We start from the raw sequence: 15019 nt of genomic DNA, 5'->3' as shown, positions 1-15019 counted from the left end.
TCAGACCGTCACAAACAGGGCCAGGTGATCACTGGTGGAGCGGATGTGCCCCAGGTTGCGCCAGCCGCGGTAGCGTTGCCGGTCGCCCGGGGCGAATGCCGGGGCGGGGGCAGGGGGCGCGGGGATCCAGGCGGGCGGCGGTGCCTGAAAGTCGCTGGCCATGGCCACCAGGCCCATGGGCGCACCGCCGGGCGCGGGGTTGACCACGTTCAGCGGCACCCCGACCACGCTGTTGGCGATGGTGAAATTGCCCGCCGCACCACCGCGCACCAGGATGTTGTCGATGGAATACAGGCTGCTGCTGTTGGACGAGCCGATATAGCGGTACCCCGGATAGGGCACGGCCCCGGCGTTGGTCGACCAGAAGATGCTCGCGTTGCGACTGCGCAGGTGGGTGGCGAAGTAGCCGGTGTAGGCCTCCAGCGCCGGCGGCGGAGCCAGGGCCGGCGCTTGCAGTTGCAGGCCGTAGCCCAGGGCGGTGAGGGCGCCATAGCGCCCCGGATCGTTGCCGTTCTGGCTCAGCAGGTTGACGTTGAAATCGCCGGTGATGATCCGGGTTTCCAGCGCCCCCAGGGCGGCGCTGATGTCGCGCACATTGGCCAGGGCATTGAGGTAGGCATTGGCCGCGACGTATTGCGGCGGCGAGTGGATGGCAAACAGCGTGAGGTTGCGCTGCACCACCACCGGCGGGCCGTCGACGGTTTCACAGAAGGTCACCATGTAGGGTTCGCGCAAGCCGCCGTAGTTGATCGCCGCGCCTAAATTGTCGACGAACGCGACCCGCGCCGCGCAGCGGCTTTCGTTGAGGTTGCCCGGGTTCAGCGCCGTGGCCGGAATGGCCCGGTTGGGCACGCTGAAGCAGGTTTGGGTCTGCAGCAGCGGGTAGTTGCCGGCGGCCGGCGGGGCCGCCGCGTGGGGGTTGAAGCTGATGCCATTGCCCGCCGGCGACCAGGCGTTGGGGCCGGTGAACAGGCGCTTGCCCGCCGCCACGCCGCCGCCCGCCGGGATCACCGGTTTGTAGAACACCGCCACCCCCTCGGCACGCCCGGCCTGGCCGACCACCAGTGGCGGCACCAGGTTCCAGGGCACCCCCGTGAGGTTGCGGATGCGCAGCAGCAGTTCGGCGCAGCCCTGCCAGCCGCCGGTGGGGGAGATCAGCGATCCGGGGCCGTGGCTCGGACCGCTGGCCGTCTCCACCACGACGAAGATGTCCGGATTGAACGCGGTGATATGGGCCAGGATCAGGGCCAGGCGGTCGGCGGCGTCGAGGTCGGGAATGAAGGCGCCGTTGCGATCGCGCTTGGTGCTCAGCGGACGGATCTTGTTGTAGCCGAAGCTCTCGATGTTCCAGTACAGGACCCGAGTCATGGCGTCACCTCCGATGGCCCGGTCAATGCCGGGGGTGTGGACCTGTCGGGTTCCAGGGCCAGGAGGCTGGCGGCCTGGCTCTGCGGGTCTTTGACGTAGGCGGCGTACCAGCCCAGGCTGCCGGAGGACTGCGGGTCGCCGAACAGGAAGAACTGCAGGGTGGCGCCGGGCGGCAACTTGGCGATGCCGAGGATCTTGATGCCGATATCGGTCAGTTGCAGGTTGAAGAACCTGGCCTGGGTGTCGGGCTGATCGGGGATGGTCTGGTACAGCAGTTTGATCGGCCCGGTGGAGACCTTGATGATGCCCTGCAGGGAAAACACGCTGGCCGACGGCGCGGCGCCGGGCAGGCTGAGGCCGACAAACAGCATCGGGCTTGCGTCGCCGCTCTTGCTGCCGGGCGACCAGGCGATCAGCAGGTCGGACTCGAAGCCGGTGCCCGACACCAGGGCCCCGGGGGAGCCCATGGTGACCTTGTAGACGATGCCCGACCAGGCACCCGACAGCGCCTTGAGCGCCAGGTTCTCCGGCAGCACCGGGAGAAAGCCGTAGTCCGCGGGCTTCTTCTGCGCCGGTGCTTGGATGAACTGCTTGAGCTGCAGGGTCAGGCCCTTGTACAGACTCTGTCCGCGCACCTGGCTGGTGGCCGGGTCGAACCCGAGGTTGTCGGGGTTGAAGGCAAAGCCCACGGCATTGGGCGTGGCGCTGGGAAAGGCCATGGCGATTTCCAGGTTGGTGTAGGCCAGGCCCTGGTTGCTCGGGCTGCCGTCGGCGCTGCCGAAGGACAGCAGATCGAATGGTCCGTCCGCGGTCTTGAGCAGGGTGAAATCCAGCTTGCCCCACAGCAGGAAGCGGCTGGCGGTGGTGACACCGCCGTCCGGGCTGCCCAGGGTGTTGAACTGAATGCGGTTGACCGAGGCGGCCGGTAGCACGTTGCTGTCGAGGTTGAACAGGTAGCTCTGGCTCTGCTCGAACACGTAGGTGGTGGTGTCGTTCTGTTGCAGGGCGCTGCCGTCCAGGACCATGGCATTCACCGCGCTGGGCTGGCCGGCGCGCAGGGTGGCGCGGATCGGCGAGCCGAACAGCAGGTCCAGGCTCAGCTGGATGCGACTGTTGAAGGTCACCAGCCGGGATTGGCGGAACAGCGCCTGCAGCTGCAGGACACTGAAGGCATAACCGTTGCTGGTGCTCAGGGCCACCGGCATGTCCGGGGCCGCGCCGTTGGCCTGGGCCTGTTCGTAGGAGGGGTTCTGGTAGTCGATCAGGCCGAACAGGGTGGAGATGCCCTGGATATCCAGGGTGTCGCCCTGTTGGCTGATGCGACTGACACTGGCGCCAAAGTGGTGGGCCAGGAAGCGGCTGTAGTCGATGCCGGCGGCGATGCCCGCCAGTTGCTCGGGCAGGCTGTCCAGGGGCAGGTCGGCGTTGAGCACCATGAAGCCGTTCCAGGCTGGGTCGCTGACCTGGGCCACGAAGTCGGCGTAGAGGCTGTCGGGGCTGGCCGCGGCCTTGGCCTCGGCGACGGCGATGAAGTCCTGCAGCCACTGGGACAGACCGGTGTAGGCCAGGGTTTCCAGGCCCGGCGCCAGGTCCGCGGTCTTCGAAAACGTCTCGGGCATGGTCCAGCGATTGGGGTTGTCGATGCGCTCCTTCAGGCTGCCGGCGCAGTACTTCAGGATCAGCACATTGCGGTAGCTGGTGGTTTGCACGCCGACGCCGATGTTGGCGATGAAGCGCCAGTCGGCGATGTCCATGCGGTTGCTGAAGCTGGCGCCCTGGGTGCAGAACGGCTGCGGATTGACCCCCACCAGAAACAGCTGGTTGGTCTGCAAGGCCTCGTGCAGGGCCTCGCTGGGCTGCACGAAGGCAAAGTCCAGCGGTCCTTGGGTGGATGGCGAGCGGGCCAGCAGCACCTTGGCGTAGCCGATGCCGTCGGCGTCCAGGTCCACCAGCAGGCCTTGCGGGGTGGTCGCCCGATTGGGTGGTGCCGCGTCGGTGGTCAGCAGCCGCTGCAGGCGACGGGCCCGCGCGGCTTGTTTGCCCGGCAGGGTCGCGGCGCTGATCAGGCTCTTGCGCGAGGCGGCGAGGATCTCGCTTTCGAACTGGGTCAGGTTGAGGCTGGCATTGCTGCTCACCCCCGCATACGGCACCAGCGGGAAGGCAAACCCCGCGTCCTGGGGCAGCGGGGTACTCGGCGCGGCCGGGGCCAGCAGCGCCGTGGCGCCGTTGCCGCGGCCCTGGCCATAGAGCGGGCTGCCGTCGGGCTGGGCGCTGTAGGCCGGGGTGGAGGCGCCGGCCACCAGGCTGCACCAGGAGGTACGGTGCTCGCCGTTGAGCAGGGCGCTGACCGCGCCACTGGTGGGCGTGACCAGGCTGCTGGCCTGGAACGGAAACACCGGGGCATAGGCCGGTTGCGCGGCGAGCAGGCGCAAGCGGTCGTTGTCCTGCGGGCCCAAGGAGCTGTTGTAGGGGCTGAAGCTCAGCCATTCGGTGCCAAAGATCCCGCACAGCAGGGTCTGCCCGGCACTGGCGGCCGGCAGGCTCAAGCCAAAGTCGCCGGCCAGGGTCAGGCTGTAACTGCCGCCTTGGGCACAGAACACCAGGCTGGCGGCGTAGGGCCGGGGCCAACCGTTGGCGTCCAGGCCATTGAGCGGGATCAGGCTGATCGGGTTGCCGGCGGTGCTGCGCCACTGGCTGGGCAACGCCGTGGTGCCGGGGTTGGCGAAGCTGATGGCGGTGCGGATCAGCCCGGCGGCCAGTTGCGCCGCGGCGATGTTCTGATTGAGCGGGTCCAGCGGGTCGAGCACGCCGCCCATGGTCAGTCTGGCGGGCATGCCGTTGGGGTTGAACACCGGGTAATTGAGCACGCTCTGGCCGCCTGTCGTGTTGGCCACATAGGTAAAGCCGGTCTGGAAATACTTGAGGGCGGGCTGGCTGCTGTAAGTCAAGGCGTAGGTCAGGCTGCCGGCCTGATTGCCGTCCAGGGGCACGTAGGCCAGGGGCTGTTGCGGCGGTGTCAGCTGCAGGCCGCTGTCGGCCGCCAGCTTGTCGATCAAGCCTATGGTGATGCCGGCATTGGATTTCAGGCGCAGGGCGTTGAAGTCCGGGTCGTATTTGACGTAGGTGCCAAAGCTGATGAAGAACGTCAGGCGATCGCCAAGCTGCAGGTTGAGGTTGTTTTGCACCTGGCTGGGGGCCGCCACGCTGATGCGCAGGCCGTAGCTGTTGAAGGCCTGGGGCGCCGGCAGGCTGGAGCCGGGCAGCCACAGCAGCGCGCGGCCGACGAAGTTACGCTGGTCGACGGCGAACAGAAAGTCGTACAGGGCGTTGACGAATGCCGTGGGGTCGCTGCGCAGGGCGGCCGGTTCACTGGGGGCGAACAGGTAATGGCCGGCATATTTGTCGAAGGCATCGGCCGGGCTCAGGCTGGCCGGCAGGCTGCCGGGCGCGGTGCCTTTGGGCATGACATAACCGCGCCAGCCATAGCCGCTGGCATCCGGCAGGGCGTAGGCGGCGCTGTGGGCGATCTGCTGGTAGTCGGACGTGCTGGTCATGTCTATCCCCTGCAATTGTCGGCGCGGCCACGGATCCACGACCAGTCGGCGACGCTGCCGACGTAGTGGTTCGGTGGGTTGTGACCGGACTGGAAAGTGCCATCCAGGCTGAGCTGCCCTTGCTGCTCCTGGGTGGCGGGACGAAAGTCCAGGAGTCCGCCCTCGATGCGCACCGGTCCGACGCTGGACTGACGCAGGCTCACCGGGGTGGCGGTGGCCATGAGGGTGTAGCGGTCGATCAGATCGCTGGCGTAATAGAAGCTCACCTGGGCGGTCAGCGCGTTGCTGCTGTCGGCCTTGTAGGGATCCAGCAGTTCCACGGTCACCTGCAGGTCCGGCAGCAAGGGCTGGCGGTAGCGGGCCAGGACACTGGTGGTCGGGCTCTGCCAGCGGATCAGGTCGCCACGATAGGCCCGGGTCACGGGCTTGCTGCTGTCGCGCTGATTTTCAATGGTGAAGTCGGCCAGCAGGTGCGATGTGTTGGGCGGGGCGCAGAAAAAGGCGCCGAGGCTGCCCCAGACCCGCTGGCCATCCGCGTTGGCCAGATCGAAGTCGGCAGTGGGCGCGGCGGCGGTCATGTTCAAGCCGGTCATGCCAGCGTTGCCCAGGGAAACCTGGGCATTGACCCGGGCTTCGTGGCTGTCCACCACCAGCACGAACATCACCGGACCGACCTGGCGATTGACCTGCATTCCGGGCAGCAGCACCGGTCCCGGTACGCAAGGTTCGCCGGGGGCGGCAGAGGAGGAGGGCGAGAGGTCGACGCAATCTGCGGCGGGCGAGCTGGCATCGGTGCTGGAAAGGATTTGCTCGTGGCCGTTGCTGGACACCACTGGCGCACGGCTGCCGGTGGTCATCAACCACGCTGCAGTCGCCAGGATCGCGCCGAGGGTTGCCCAGAGAATCCGGGTGTAGAGCATCCGTTGCCTGGTCACGCGAGGGTACCGTCCATGTCCCGTATTGCATGAAGCGAAGCCGGCGCTGCCGGCCTCGCAAATGGGCTCCGGTCAGGGAGCCCGAGTCGATCACGACAGGGTGAAGGTCCCGATGTTGGTGTTGTTGAACGGTGTTTGCGAGCCGCTGTCGACGATCTCCCCGGTGAACAGGATGCTGAACGCCGAGCCCACGTTCTGCAGCTTGACCTGGGCACCCTTGCGCAGGATGACCGGACCGGCGGAGGAGTCGGCGCTGAGCGTCTGGACAGTTGCGGTGTTGTTGACCTGGGTGGCCCACAGCAGGTTGTTCTGATAGCTGAAGGTCACTTTGGTGGTCTGGTTGGGGTCGCCGTTGTAGGTCGCGGTGGACTGGCTGTTGATGGTCAGGGGGGTGGTGACGGTGTTTACCGAGGTGAAGGCGGTCATGTTGAATATCCTTTTCGTGTGTTGGGCATGATTCAGCGGGCTGAACCGGGTGAGAGTCTAGGTGTGCTTCCTGGTCTGTCGAGGTCGCTGACCCAGCGCTCGAAAGGCGTTTTTGACCCTCGTGGGATGCTCAAGACACACCTCGTTTAACGCTGCAGGCCGCGTAACTTAAAGGCTCTTGGATTGGGCAGGAGTTCGAGGCACGAGGCCTCTAATAGCGTTTTGTTATCACTGTTAAGACAAAATAGTTGGATACTCCCGGGTTCTGCGTTGACACCTACGGATAGAGCGAAACCGCAACAAAGCTGATAGTTGCGGGATGAGGGGTAGATGGAAAGAGTGCGCGGGATTAACTCAACTAAATGGTGATTTAGTTGAGTTACCAATAGAACCCGGCAAAAAACCAAAGGAAGGGGCGAAATACCAGGAGCAGACTGACGTTGATCTCTGTATGGAGATTGCCTGGGTAGTTCCGGGTTGTCATCATGCGCGCTCTTGAATACTCGAAGAGACAGGGATAGTTGCAATGCCTATTTATCTAGCAGCTGAAAGCGAATTGACGGTCGGCCAGGCCTTGGTGCTGGAAGCTCCTGCAGAGGAAGGTTCGTTTGTCGTGGTTTTTGAAGATGACGGCAACACCGGTTATTTCTATGCACTAGATACCGCAGCCGAGGACAACCCGATCCACGATGCGCTGCATATCTACAACGCCGCCGATGTTACGGACGGCCACAAACCATCGATGGTGAAAATCGGCTGGGCTGTCGATCACCGCAAGGCGGTCTTGCTGATCAATGATTTTCCTCATGCGGTGTTTGATTTCGATGCCAAGCAAGGATATTGCAGATCCGGGTTTCCACCGCAGATAGGCAAAGGCTGGTCCGAAGGCGGTCATCAGTGGGACGACGCAGCCCTTGATCTGTTTGCTTGATCGCAAGCCTGGCATCATCGCCAGGCTTTTTACGCAGAGGCCTTGGATTGGAAGACCAGGAGCAGGCTCTGCAAATCTGGCCTTCACTGGCCCAGAAGCTTCAATATGAATATTCGCATAATGTATATTATGTTAAATCGTATACCAGTGAATCGCCCCGGTTTTTTTTTAGACACCCTGCAAGCTTATTGCGTAACGCTTTTCAAACTCTACCGGCGACAGCTGATTGTTGAAACCATGACGACGTTTCGCGTTTTAGAACATCTCGATGTAATCAAACACATCACTACGTGCACCTTCCCGTGTGGGGTAGATTTTCCGCTTGATCCGTTCCCGTTTCAGAAGCAGGAAAAAGCTCTCGGCCACGGCATTGTCATGACAGTTGCCTCGACAACTCATGCTGGCAACCAAATTGTTCGCCTTCAAAAAGCTGCGCACGCACCATGACACTTCTTGAACTTCAACCCCGAACCACATGGACATCGCTCATTCCGGGCCACACCCACCATCGTTTTCTTCGCCGCCACACGCCTGGCTTCGCCGATGATGCTTGCGATTAAGGCAGTTTGCCCCTCAATCTCCTGCCTTTGATCTTCGTCCAGACCCTCCAGATAGGGATCTAGCCGCTTTATTTCACTAACAGCCCCGTGGTGATCACCACACCAAGCGAGGATCACCGCGTACTGGCTCCTCACTTGAACCATCCTACCGATAAGACCTGCCTGGGCAACGACCGGCAGAACATGCTGCTCCATGACTTCTTTGGCACCTTCGAAATCTTTAATGCCGACAAACATATCCGCCAGATCCTGGCCTACGCGAACAACTGACTCATAGCCCTCGACCATTTGAAAGAACTTCATCGAATGGATGCGTTGGAAAGGTGCATGCAGGCCTTGAGCTTCGCGAACTCTGGCATACACCTCCAATGCATCAGCAAGATGCTTGATGTGCTCCTGGACGTCAGGTGGTCGCTTGATCACCTTCCAAAGGACATCTGGATTCTTGCCCATGACCTCCTTAGGCGTCAGCCCGAGAATTTCAAAGTATTCATCAACCACTTTCTTGCATAGCGCTTCAGCTTGCTTGTGGCGCTTCAACTTCCACAGGGCGATCGCGTGGTTGTAGTCAAAAACCCGCTGGTTGCCAGCGTCCGGAATTTTTGGTGTGGCGTACTCCACTGCATGCCTCACCTCGTCCTCGCGGCCTTGGTCGGCGGCAAACAGAATTTTTCTCATCGCCCAAGCGACCTGCTCACGGAACTCAAACCCATGTTCGTTCAGGAGCTGCTCCATTGCGCGCAAAGACTCAGCCACTTCGTTGAAGCGACCTTCTCGCATCAACGAAAACACAAGCCCATCAAGCGCCCAGAAAGCCTGGTCGGGATTCAGGACACCTTCATCAAGCGCCTGCTTCAAGGTTGAGGTGATGTCGACCGACAGCCCCATCTCGTAAAACAGCTCCTCTCCTGCCAGCCCAATCAGTGTCATCACGTCGTTGAGCCTGATGAATATCCGAGTGAGAAGCGCAAACCGTGACGTATCACGGTTCTTCTCCATGCTCTCGATCAGCAGATCCTTCAAGGCGACCAGTGCAGCGGAGATCAACGGTTCACCCATCAGCTCCAGGTGGCGCATGCCCAGAGCACGGACGGCGTCGTGGACTTTGAGTGTTTTTGCACCGAACACCTCAACCGTCCCGGTGGCCTGGATCTTTCTGATGGCTGATGCTGCGCCGCCCTTTGACAGTTTCAGCGTGGCTGATAACAGTCGCACGACTTCTTCATGCGTGAGCCCTGTATCAGCAAGGCTGACGACGGCTAAGGCGTCTTGGGTAACCTTGTCATAGCCATCGTAGACGCGAGCCAGGATGACCTCTTGGGCCGTTTCCACTATGTTTGCTCGCTGACCGAGATCGGTGCAGAGGGCCTCGACATCTCCACCGTATTCCGACACGGCTACAGCAACGGCGCTATCGACGTACAAAGGCAGTCCGCCTGAATAAGTCCGGAGCTGCTCTAATGCCTGAGGGCTACCGAACGCACCGGCACCACTAGCCACCCGAGCGACGGTATCGAGATCCCACCCCAGCAGCGTCTCACGCCGCAACTTCATGACCGCTTCGAGCTCACGGACATTTTCATGGGGCTGGCAGAGGAGAATGAAACGGATATGGCGAGTCGCGTTTAAGAGGTCTCGCAGGTTCGCCACGGGGACGCGATGGGCATTGTCGATGACAACGAGCAAGGGCGCTTCAGCTTGCTCCATGAAACGATCGAACGCCCGAATCGCCTCGTAGCCGCTAGCACCAGGCAAGAGGATCTGCCGAATTCCTTCCGGGTCTCGCTTGGAATACTTCGAGGCAAGCTCACGTACGATGGAGCTTGCGATCGCTGGCCCAGGTAGATCGCCAACATCGTAGTACGCACAAGGTTCCGAGCTATGCAGGGCAGCATGGGCGGCCCACGTCGTTTTTCCTGCGCCGGACAACCCACAAATGATTCGAACCCGTTCTTCAGACGTGAGTGACGGCTCGTTCTGCTGTGGGCTGTATGAGTCAGGCGGCGTGGGAAAGTCTTGCAGCTGTACGATCAGTTGCTCGAACAGGCCGGGAAACTCCGATGTGCGGAACACGTGCCTGGGGTTCCCGTTGCCGGCAGCAGACGCCAGCATCACCAATCCCGCCATTTTCCAGGTCAGAGCAGAGGGTGACAGGAGGGAGAAATTCAGTTTTTCAGCCTGTTCCGTGCACCACCGTGCCGCATCCTCCACCGTCGGCCACGCAGGTGGAAGGTAACCTGGACGCGGCGCGTTCAACTCAGGATGAAGGTACCGCATGTCCGAGGGAATCTTGTTCTCTTCTACCTCAGCTTGAAGCGTTGTGCCAAGCGGCTTATTGGCGACGACCACGAACTCAGGTTTCCCGGCACGTCGCCCAGCCCTATGCTCCTGCCGGATCAGCTCGAAACGCTCCAACGCGCCTGCGGCGTCGCCAGGCATCAGGGGGCGGGAGCGGGTTTTAATCTGGACGTAGACCCGGCCTGAATCAGTGCTGAGCTCAACGTCCTCATCAAGCTCTACCAGCACCTCATCGACCCCAGAGGCCTGAGCCAAGAACAGGCAGCCCACAGCGTACAGATGCTGGTAGAGGTAGCCTCTATGCACAGATTCGATACGTACGAGTTGTGCAGGATCAAGCAAGGCATCGGGCTGTTTCGGGTCATTCGATTGCATGGGGTGTCCATTCCAGATTCGACAGAAGCTCTTCGCAGAACGGCTGATGAGAGCACTACTATCACTGCGGAGTTGGAGGATCAGGCGTTCTCGGTGAAGCCAGCCAAAACGCGAAGCTGTTCCTGGGTCACCTAGTTGAAAACAACATACCTCTGATTGTGACAGAACAGGGATTCAGCGACGACCAGCAGGCCTGCTAGGTACGTGGCCATAGCGATTCTGACTAGCTGAAGTTTTGCAGAGTGCTGAGCCTGAGACTCTCGAACGATTGCCATATGCCACTATCCAAATCAGAATACGCCAAAAGGAGATTTGGTCAGGTCATGTCGATCATAGGAAGGATGCCGTTACGTGACTTATCCGCTGGGAAGATCCAGCCCCAACGCGTGGCCGCTCTGGATCAAGCAGCGAAGCTTGCCTCACCCTGCACTTGGGTAGATGGCTCCCTTCTCACTGTGGAGCGTCGCACCTCCTCTCCCCTGCCCCAAAGCACCGATAGCCAGAGCATGTTGTCCGTGCAGGGCCACTGCTCTGACTCTTGGGCGTTCTCGGATCCTACCCAGACCTCTTCCTGTGCCAGCGTCGTTTCAACGCGCTCACCGGGCGCCGTCCAGCTTTTCACTCGCAAGACGTGGTGGCTTCGTGGGCAAGCTCTCGCTTCAATGCCCACCGCCACTCAGACAGGAATCAACCACCACACATTAGGCGTTGCTTGTGGCGTGCGAAACCGCAGCAGAAGGCGATCGACCTATTCGGTTCGCCCCCATTCCGGGCCCAGAAAGCCTCGAATGAACGACCTTGGAATATGGGCTGAATTATGAGTGCTGTAGCAAGCAATGACTCCGCAGGCAAAAAGAAAGACAACGATCCCTATAGCGCCAGAGAACAGGGGTTGGGCTACATCTTCCAGCCCCGCTTTGCGCTGTATCAGGCATTAGAGCTTCCTGAGGACACCGCGATTCTAATCGAGATGGAGGATGACCTGGATTTCCTGGAGTCCTCTGGTAAGAAGACACTGGCCTCACTCAAACATAAGGCGGCAGGGGAACGTCTGAATGACCTGTCCGTCGACTTCTGGAAGTCGGTCAATATTTGGCTAACCCGTTACCAGGATAACGGGCGGGTTGAGTCCGACTACCAGTTTTTCCTGTTCACAACATCGTCCGTTGCACCAAGTTCATTCTTGAACTTCTTCTTGTACGGCGCCGATGTAACCCAGGCGAAGCCAAGCCTGTGGGAACTGACAGAGAGCACGCTCGCCACCAGTACGTCGAAATCGTTCACCAAGATCAAGGACTTGTTTTCGAAGCTCACAGCGCTGGAGAAAGAAGACTTCGTATCGAGAATCACGATTATTGATAGCACCCCTCGGATCGGCGACCTCCCCGCGCTCATCAAGGCCCAGAAAATGAGGCCCATACGCCCCGAGCACCGGGATGCGGTCTTTGAGCGGCTGGAGGGATGGTGGAATGACCTGATCATCCAGATGCTGTGTAACCTTCAGAGCGAGCCCGTTTATGGCCGAGACGTTTCGGAGAAGTTGTTCACCTTCAGTGAGGAGTACAAGGATGACAATCTTCCCATCACCTTTGAGGACGCGACGCCTATAGCTCCCATTGATGCTAGTACCGATACCCGGCTGTTCGTGAGTCAACTGCGTGATCTAAAACTGAGCCCCAGCCGCATCCGCAATGCGATCCTGGATTACTACAGAGCATTTGAGCAGCGCTCTGCCTGGGCAAGGCAGCGCCTGGTGGGCTACGAAGAAATCATCCGCTATGAAAGGCGGCTGACGGATGAGTGGGAGCGCACCAAGGACGTCCTGTTCGATGACGCGCTCAATGCGCCAATCGAGGACTACTCTGATCCGGAACTGATTGCCGTCGGCAAGAAGCTCTTTACCTGGGCAGAGACGGAAGCCCAGAAGCTTGCTCACCTGAAAATCCGCGCACGCGTGACGGAGCCTTACGTACTTCGCGGCAGCTACCAGATTCTCGCCAACAAACGCCCCTACCCCACCGTTTACTGGCATCCACAGCTTCTGGATCGCCTATCCAAGGCTGCTGGAGAAACTGAATGATTCGTTGGGATGAGCGTCCGTTTGAGACCAAAAATCTGTTCAACCCTGCCTTCTGCGCAGTAGTCCTGATGCGTGCGCTCAAGGCTTATTCGGTGGTAGATCCCAAGGGCATGCCCTTTTCGATGTCACTGCTGATATTGCCACTGAGTCTCCACCACGAATCTCGCAGTGCACTGCTCAAGCACTACAAGGGCTATCTGCTCAAGACGGTGGAAACATACCCCCAGATGCAAATCGGGCTGGCCGAGCGGGTAACCGAGATGCTGCCGTTCACGTTCGAGGCATTTGCGTTGGCGCACTACACCGATTGCTTCGAAGTCACCCCGCAGGGACGACTCCTTCCGAAAGCCAGGAGGGTCAAACCAGACATCGAGGGCACCGAGGAATCAGTGGCGTGCCAACGCGCAGCGGCTCTGCTGGGGAGAGAGTTCGCCAAGATTGCAGACAGGGTTACGGTGTACACCGCTTTTGGAATTCGACCATGAAAATCAGCTCCATCCATGTATACAGCCACGACGGCCAGCGTCGCGACGTCAACTTCGAAGTCGATGGGCTCAACATCATCACGGGACGCTCGTCGACAGGTAAATCCGCCCTTTCGGACATCATCGAATACTGCATGGGCCAATCCAACTTCAACGTCTCGGATGGCGTTATCCAGGACAAGGTGTCTTGGTTCGCAGTGATTTTTCAATTTCCGGACGTGCAGGTCATGGTCGCGAAACCAGCCCCACGCTCAGGCGGCGCGAGCTGCAGCCTGGCCATGACTCGCACCGGGGAATTCGTGCAGCCTCCAGAGTTTTCCGAGCTTGTGATCAACACGGACGACATCGCCGTCACTTCGTTGCTGTCACGTCAGCTGGGCATTCCTGAAAACCGCACAGAGGTGGCGGAGGAGCACACGCGTAATAGCTACGAAGCCTCCATCAAGCATTCATATTACTACCTCTTCCAACGGCAGGGCCTGGTCACCAACAAGGATCAGCTTTTCTATCGTCAGAACGAGCCGTTCCAGCCTCAGGCGATCAAAGATACGCTTCCCATTCTGCTGGGTGCCTCCACTAACGAGCGATACGAGCTGCAGACCAAGCTTCGAACAGCTCAGCGAGATTTGAGAGCCCAGGCAAAGCTGTTGGCGCAAGCAAAGCAGGCGGTGGGCAACAATCGAAACCAGGCCATCGCCCTGCTGACTGAAGCCAAGGCGGTAGGAATACTCCCTCAAGAGTCCTCCATCGGGGAGGTCGAAGAAGTCATTGCTGCCCTCAAATCAGCAGCGCAGTGGACGCCCGCTAAACCGCATGCCCAGCCTGAGGACAAGGTACCCATGTTGGAGGCTGAGCTGGCCAGGCTGAGAAAAACCAAGCGCGAGATCAAATCCAAAATTGAGGCGGGCCAAATATTCGAACGGCGTGCCGGCGGCTTCCAGAGTGAGGCATCGGAGCACATCGACCGCCTCTTATCCATCAAGTCACTTCCGAAGAATGCAACAACAGGTGAATGGCAGTGGCCCTTCGCCGAAAAGAACTTGGCCATGGAAACTCCCATAGCCCAAGCGCTCATCGGCGAACTGGCTTCTCTGGAAGCAGAGATGCAGACGGTGATGGGACAACGCCCGCAGATTCAGGGCTACCTGGCGGGGGAAAACCAACGCCTTCAAGACACGAGTAAGTCGATTGCCGAGAAAGAGGCAGAGCTAACAGCCGCAATCGCCGCCAGTACGGTGCTGGCCAACGCGCAAAAGCAAAGCGACGCTGCCAAGCATGTCGTGGGGCGCATCAGCTTTTTTCTTGAAGGCTTCGTCCCCGACAATTCGCTGAAACAGCAAGAGGCAGACTATCGTCGTCGAGAAATGCGCGTCCAGGAGCTTGAAAAGGCACTGGCCGATGTCGATGTCGACGAACGCTTGGCGTCGATCCTGAACAGCATCTCGGCACAGTTCAATCTGTATAACAAGCGCTTCGAGTCTGAGTTCAGTGCGTACCCGGCCCGCTTCGACCTTAAGAAGCTGACTATCATTTTCGATCGTCCAGAGCGCTCTGTGCCCATGGCTCGGACAGGCGGCGGCGAGAACTACCTGGCATATCACCTCTCTGCACTGCTCGCCCTGCATTGGTACTGCGTCAAGAGTAATCGACCCATGCCGCGCTTCTTGGTGATCGATCAGCCGACTCAAGTGTATTTCCCCTCAGAGGAGTCCTACAAAGCGGTCGACGGCACGGTTTCGAACACCGAGCAATCCGATGCCGACATGGACTCGGTACGCAAGCTGTTCAACCTGTTGTACCAGTTCACAGTCGAGGACGTGCCAGGCTTCCAGATCATCATCACCGAGCATGCCAATCTCCGGGATGACTGGTTCCAGAAATCTCTGGTAGAGGCGCCCTGGAGCAAACCTCCAGCATTGGTGCCTGAGGGCTGGCCACTCAAGGGGGAGGTGAAACACTGACGGACTGAGGCGCACATCTCTCCGCGCCGATCAAGGAGTGAGAGGT

9 protein-coding genes and 1 pseudogene are annotated in these 15019 nt (G+C 60.1%); 4 read left to right on the top strand and 6 right to left on the bottom strand.

Annotation, left to right across the window (positions count from 1 at the left end):
- From PST29_RS15300 to PST29_RS15285, 4 genes are all read right to left on the bottom strand, one after another.
- Nucleotides 1–1368, bottom strand: a complete 1368-nt coding sequence (locus PST29_RS15300) for a hypothetical protein (RefSeq protein WP_060839283.1) — start codon at nucleotides 1366–1368, stop codon at nucleotides 1–3.
- Complete coding sequence (locus PST29_RS15295) at nucleotides 1365–4922, bottom strand: hypothetical protein (RefSeq protein ID WP_060843579.1); 3558 nt, start codon at nucleotides 4920–4922, stop codon at nucleotides 1365–1367. The genes PST29_RS15300 and PST29_RS15295 overlap by 4 nt, the downstream gene beginning before the upstream one ends.
- 2 nt (nucleotides 4923–4924) lie before the next feature.
- A complete protein-coding gene (locus PST29_RS15290; protein ID WP_129406110.1) occupies nucleotides 4925–5857 on the bottom strand; it encodes a hypothetical protein in 933 nt (310 codons plus the stop codon).
- Nucleotides 5858–5947: 90 nt separating this feature from the next.
- Nucleotides 5948–6283, bottom strand: a complete 336-nt coding sequence (locus tag PST29_RS15285; protein ID WP_060839280.1) for a hypothetical protein — start codon at nucleotides 6281–6283, stop codon at nucleotides 5948–5950.
- 526 nt (nucleotides 6284–6809) lie between these two features.
- Here PST29_RS15285 and PST29_RS15280 point away from each other — a divergent pair.
- The gene (locus PST29_RS15280) at nucleotides 6810–7214 is read left to right on the top strand and encodes a DUF2251 domain-containing protein (RefSeq protein WP_060843577.1); all 405 of its coding nucleotides are present in this window, start codon (nucleotides 6810–6812) and stop codon (nucleotides 7212–7214) included.
- 168 nt (nucleotides 7215–7382) lie between these two features.
- On the opposite strand, the pseudogene PST29_RS15275 reads toward PST29_RS15280, so the two are convergent.
- Nucleotides 7383–7649: pseudogene (locus PST29_RS15275) on the bottom strand (IS3 family transposase); the annotation flags it as partial.
- Nucleotides 7637–10447: an SEC-C metal-binding domain-containing protein gene (locus tag PST29_RS15270; RefSeq protein ID WP_060843576.1), complete on the bottom strand. Its 2811-nt coding sequence runs from the start codon at nucleotides 10445–10447 to the stop codon at nucleotides 7637–7639. The gene PST29_RS15270 and the pseudogene PST29_RS15275, both read right to left, overlap by 13 nt.
- An 817-nt stretch (nucleotides 10448–11264) precedes the next feature.
- Between PST29_RS15270 and PST29_RS15265 the strand changes: the two genes are divergently transcribed.
- Genes PST29_RS15265 through PST29_RS15255 form a run of 3 tightly spaced genes read left to right on the top strand, consistent with a single transcriptional unit; the run spans nucleotide 11265 to nucleotide 14973 of the window.
- The gene (locus PST29_RS15265) at nucleotides 11265–12527 is read left to right on the top strand and encodes an ABC-three component system protein (protein ID WP_060843575.1); all 1263 of its coding nucleotides are present in this window, start codon (nucleotides 11265–11267) and stop codon (nucleotides 12525–12527) included.
- Nucleotides 12524–13012 carry a three component ABC system middle component gene (locus PST29_RS15260; protein ID WP_016968197.1) on the top strand — a complete coding sequence of 163 codons (489 nt, stop codon included), beginning with the start codon at nucleotides 12524–12526 and terminating at the stop codon, nucleotides 13010–13012. The genes PST29_RS15265 and PST29_RS15260 overlap by 4 nt, the downstream gene beginning before the upstream one ends.
- On the top strand, nucleotides 13009–14973 hold the full coding sequence (locus tag PST29_RS15255) for a DUF3732 domain-containing protein (RefSeq protein WP_060843574.1): 1965 nt from the start codon (nucleotides 13009–13011) through the stop codon (nucleotides 14971–14973). Before PST29_RS15260 ends, PST29_RS15255 begins: the two co-directional genes overlap by 4 nt.
- The last annotated feature ends 46 nt before the right edge of the window (nucleotides 14974–15019 follow it).

Origin of the sequence: Pseudomonas sp. St29 (assembly GCF_001547915.1) — a bacterium.
Classification (GTDB): Bacteria; Pseudomonadota; Gammaproteobacteria; order Pseudomonadales; family Pseudomonadaceae; genus Aquipseudomonas.
This window is presented reverse-complemented; position numbering and strand designations above follow the sequence as displayed.

What these genes read in the sequence shown, in the direction of transcription:
- PST29_RS15295 (WP_060843579.1), bottom strand. Translation starts at nt 4,922, where the DNA reads ATGACCAGCACGTCCGACTACCAGCAGATCGCCCACAGCGCCGCCTAC.
- PST29_RS15260 (WP_016968197.1), top strand. Translation starts at nt 12,524, where the DNA reads ATGATTCGTTGGGATGAGCGTCCGTTTGAGACCAAAAATCTGTTCAAC.
- PST29_RS15285 (WP_060839280.1), bottom strand. Translation starts at nt 6,283, where the DNA reads ATGACCGCCTTCACCTCGGTAAACACCGTCACCACCCCCCTGACCATC.
- PST29_RS15280 (WP_060843577.1), top strand. Translation starts at nt 6,810, where the DNA reads ATGCCTATTTATCTAGCAGCTGAAAGCGAATTGACGGTCGGCCAGGCC.
- PST29_RS15300 (WP_060839283.1), bottom strand. Translation starts at nt 1,368, where the DNA reads ATGACTCGGGTCCTGTACTGGAACATCGAGAGCTTCGGCTACAACAAG.
- PST29_RS15255 (WP_060843574.1), top strand. Translation starts at nt 13,009, where the DNA reads ATGAAAATCAGCTCCATCCATGTATACAGCCACGACGGCCAGCGTCGC.
- PST29_RS15265 (WP_060843575.1), top strand. Translation starts at nt 11,265, where the DNA reads ATGAGTGCTGTAGCAAGCAATGACTCCGCAGGCAAAAAGAAAGACAAC.
- PST29_RS15270 (WP_060843576.1), bottom strand. Translation starts at nt 10,447, where the DNA reads ATGCAATCGAATGACCCGAAACAGCCCGATGCCTTGCTTGATCCTGCA.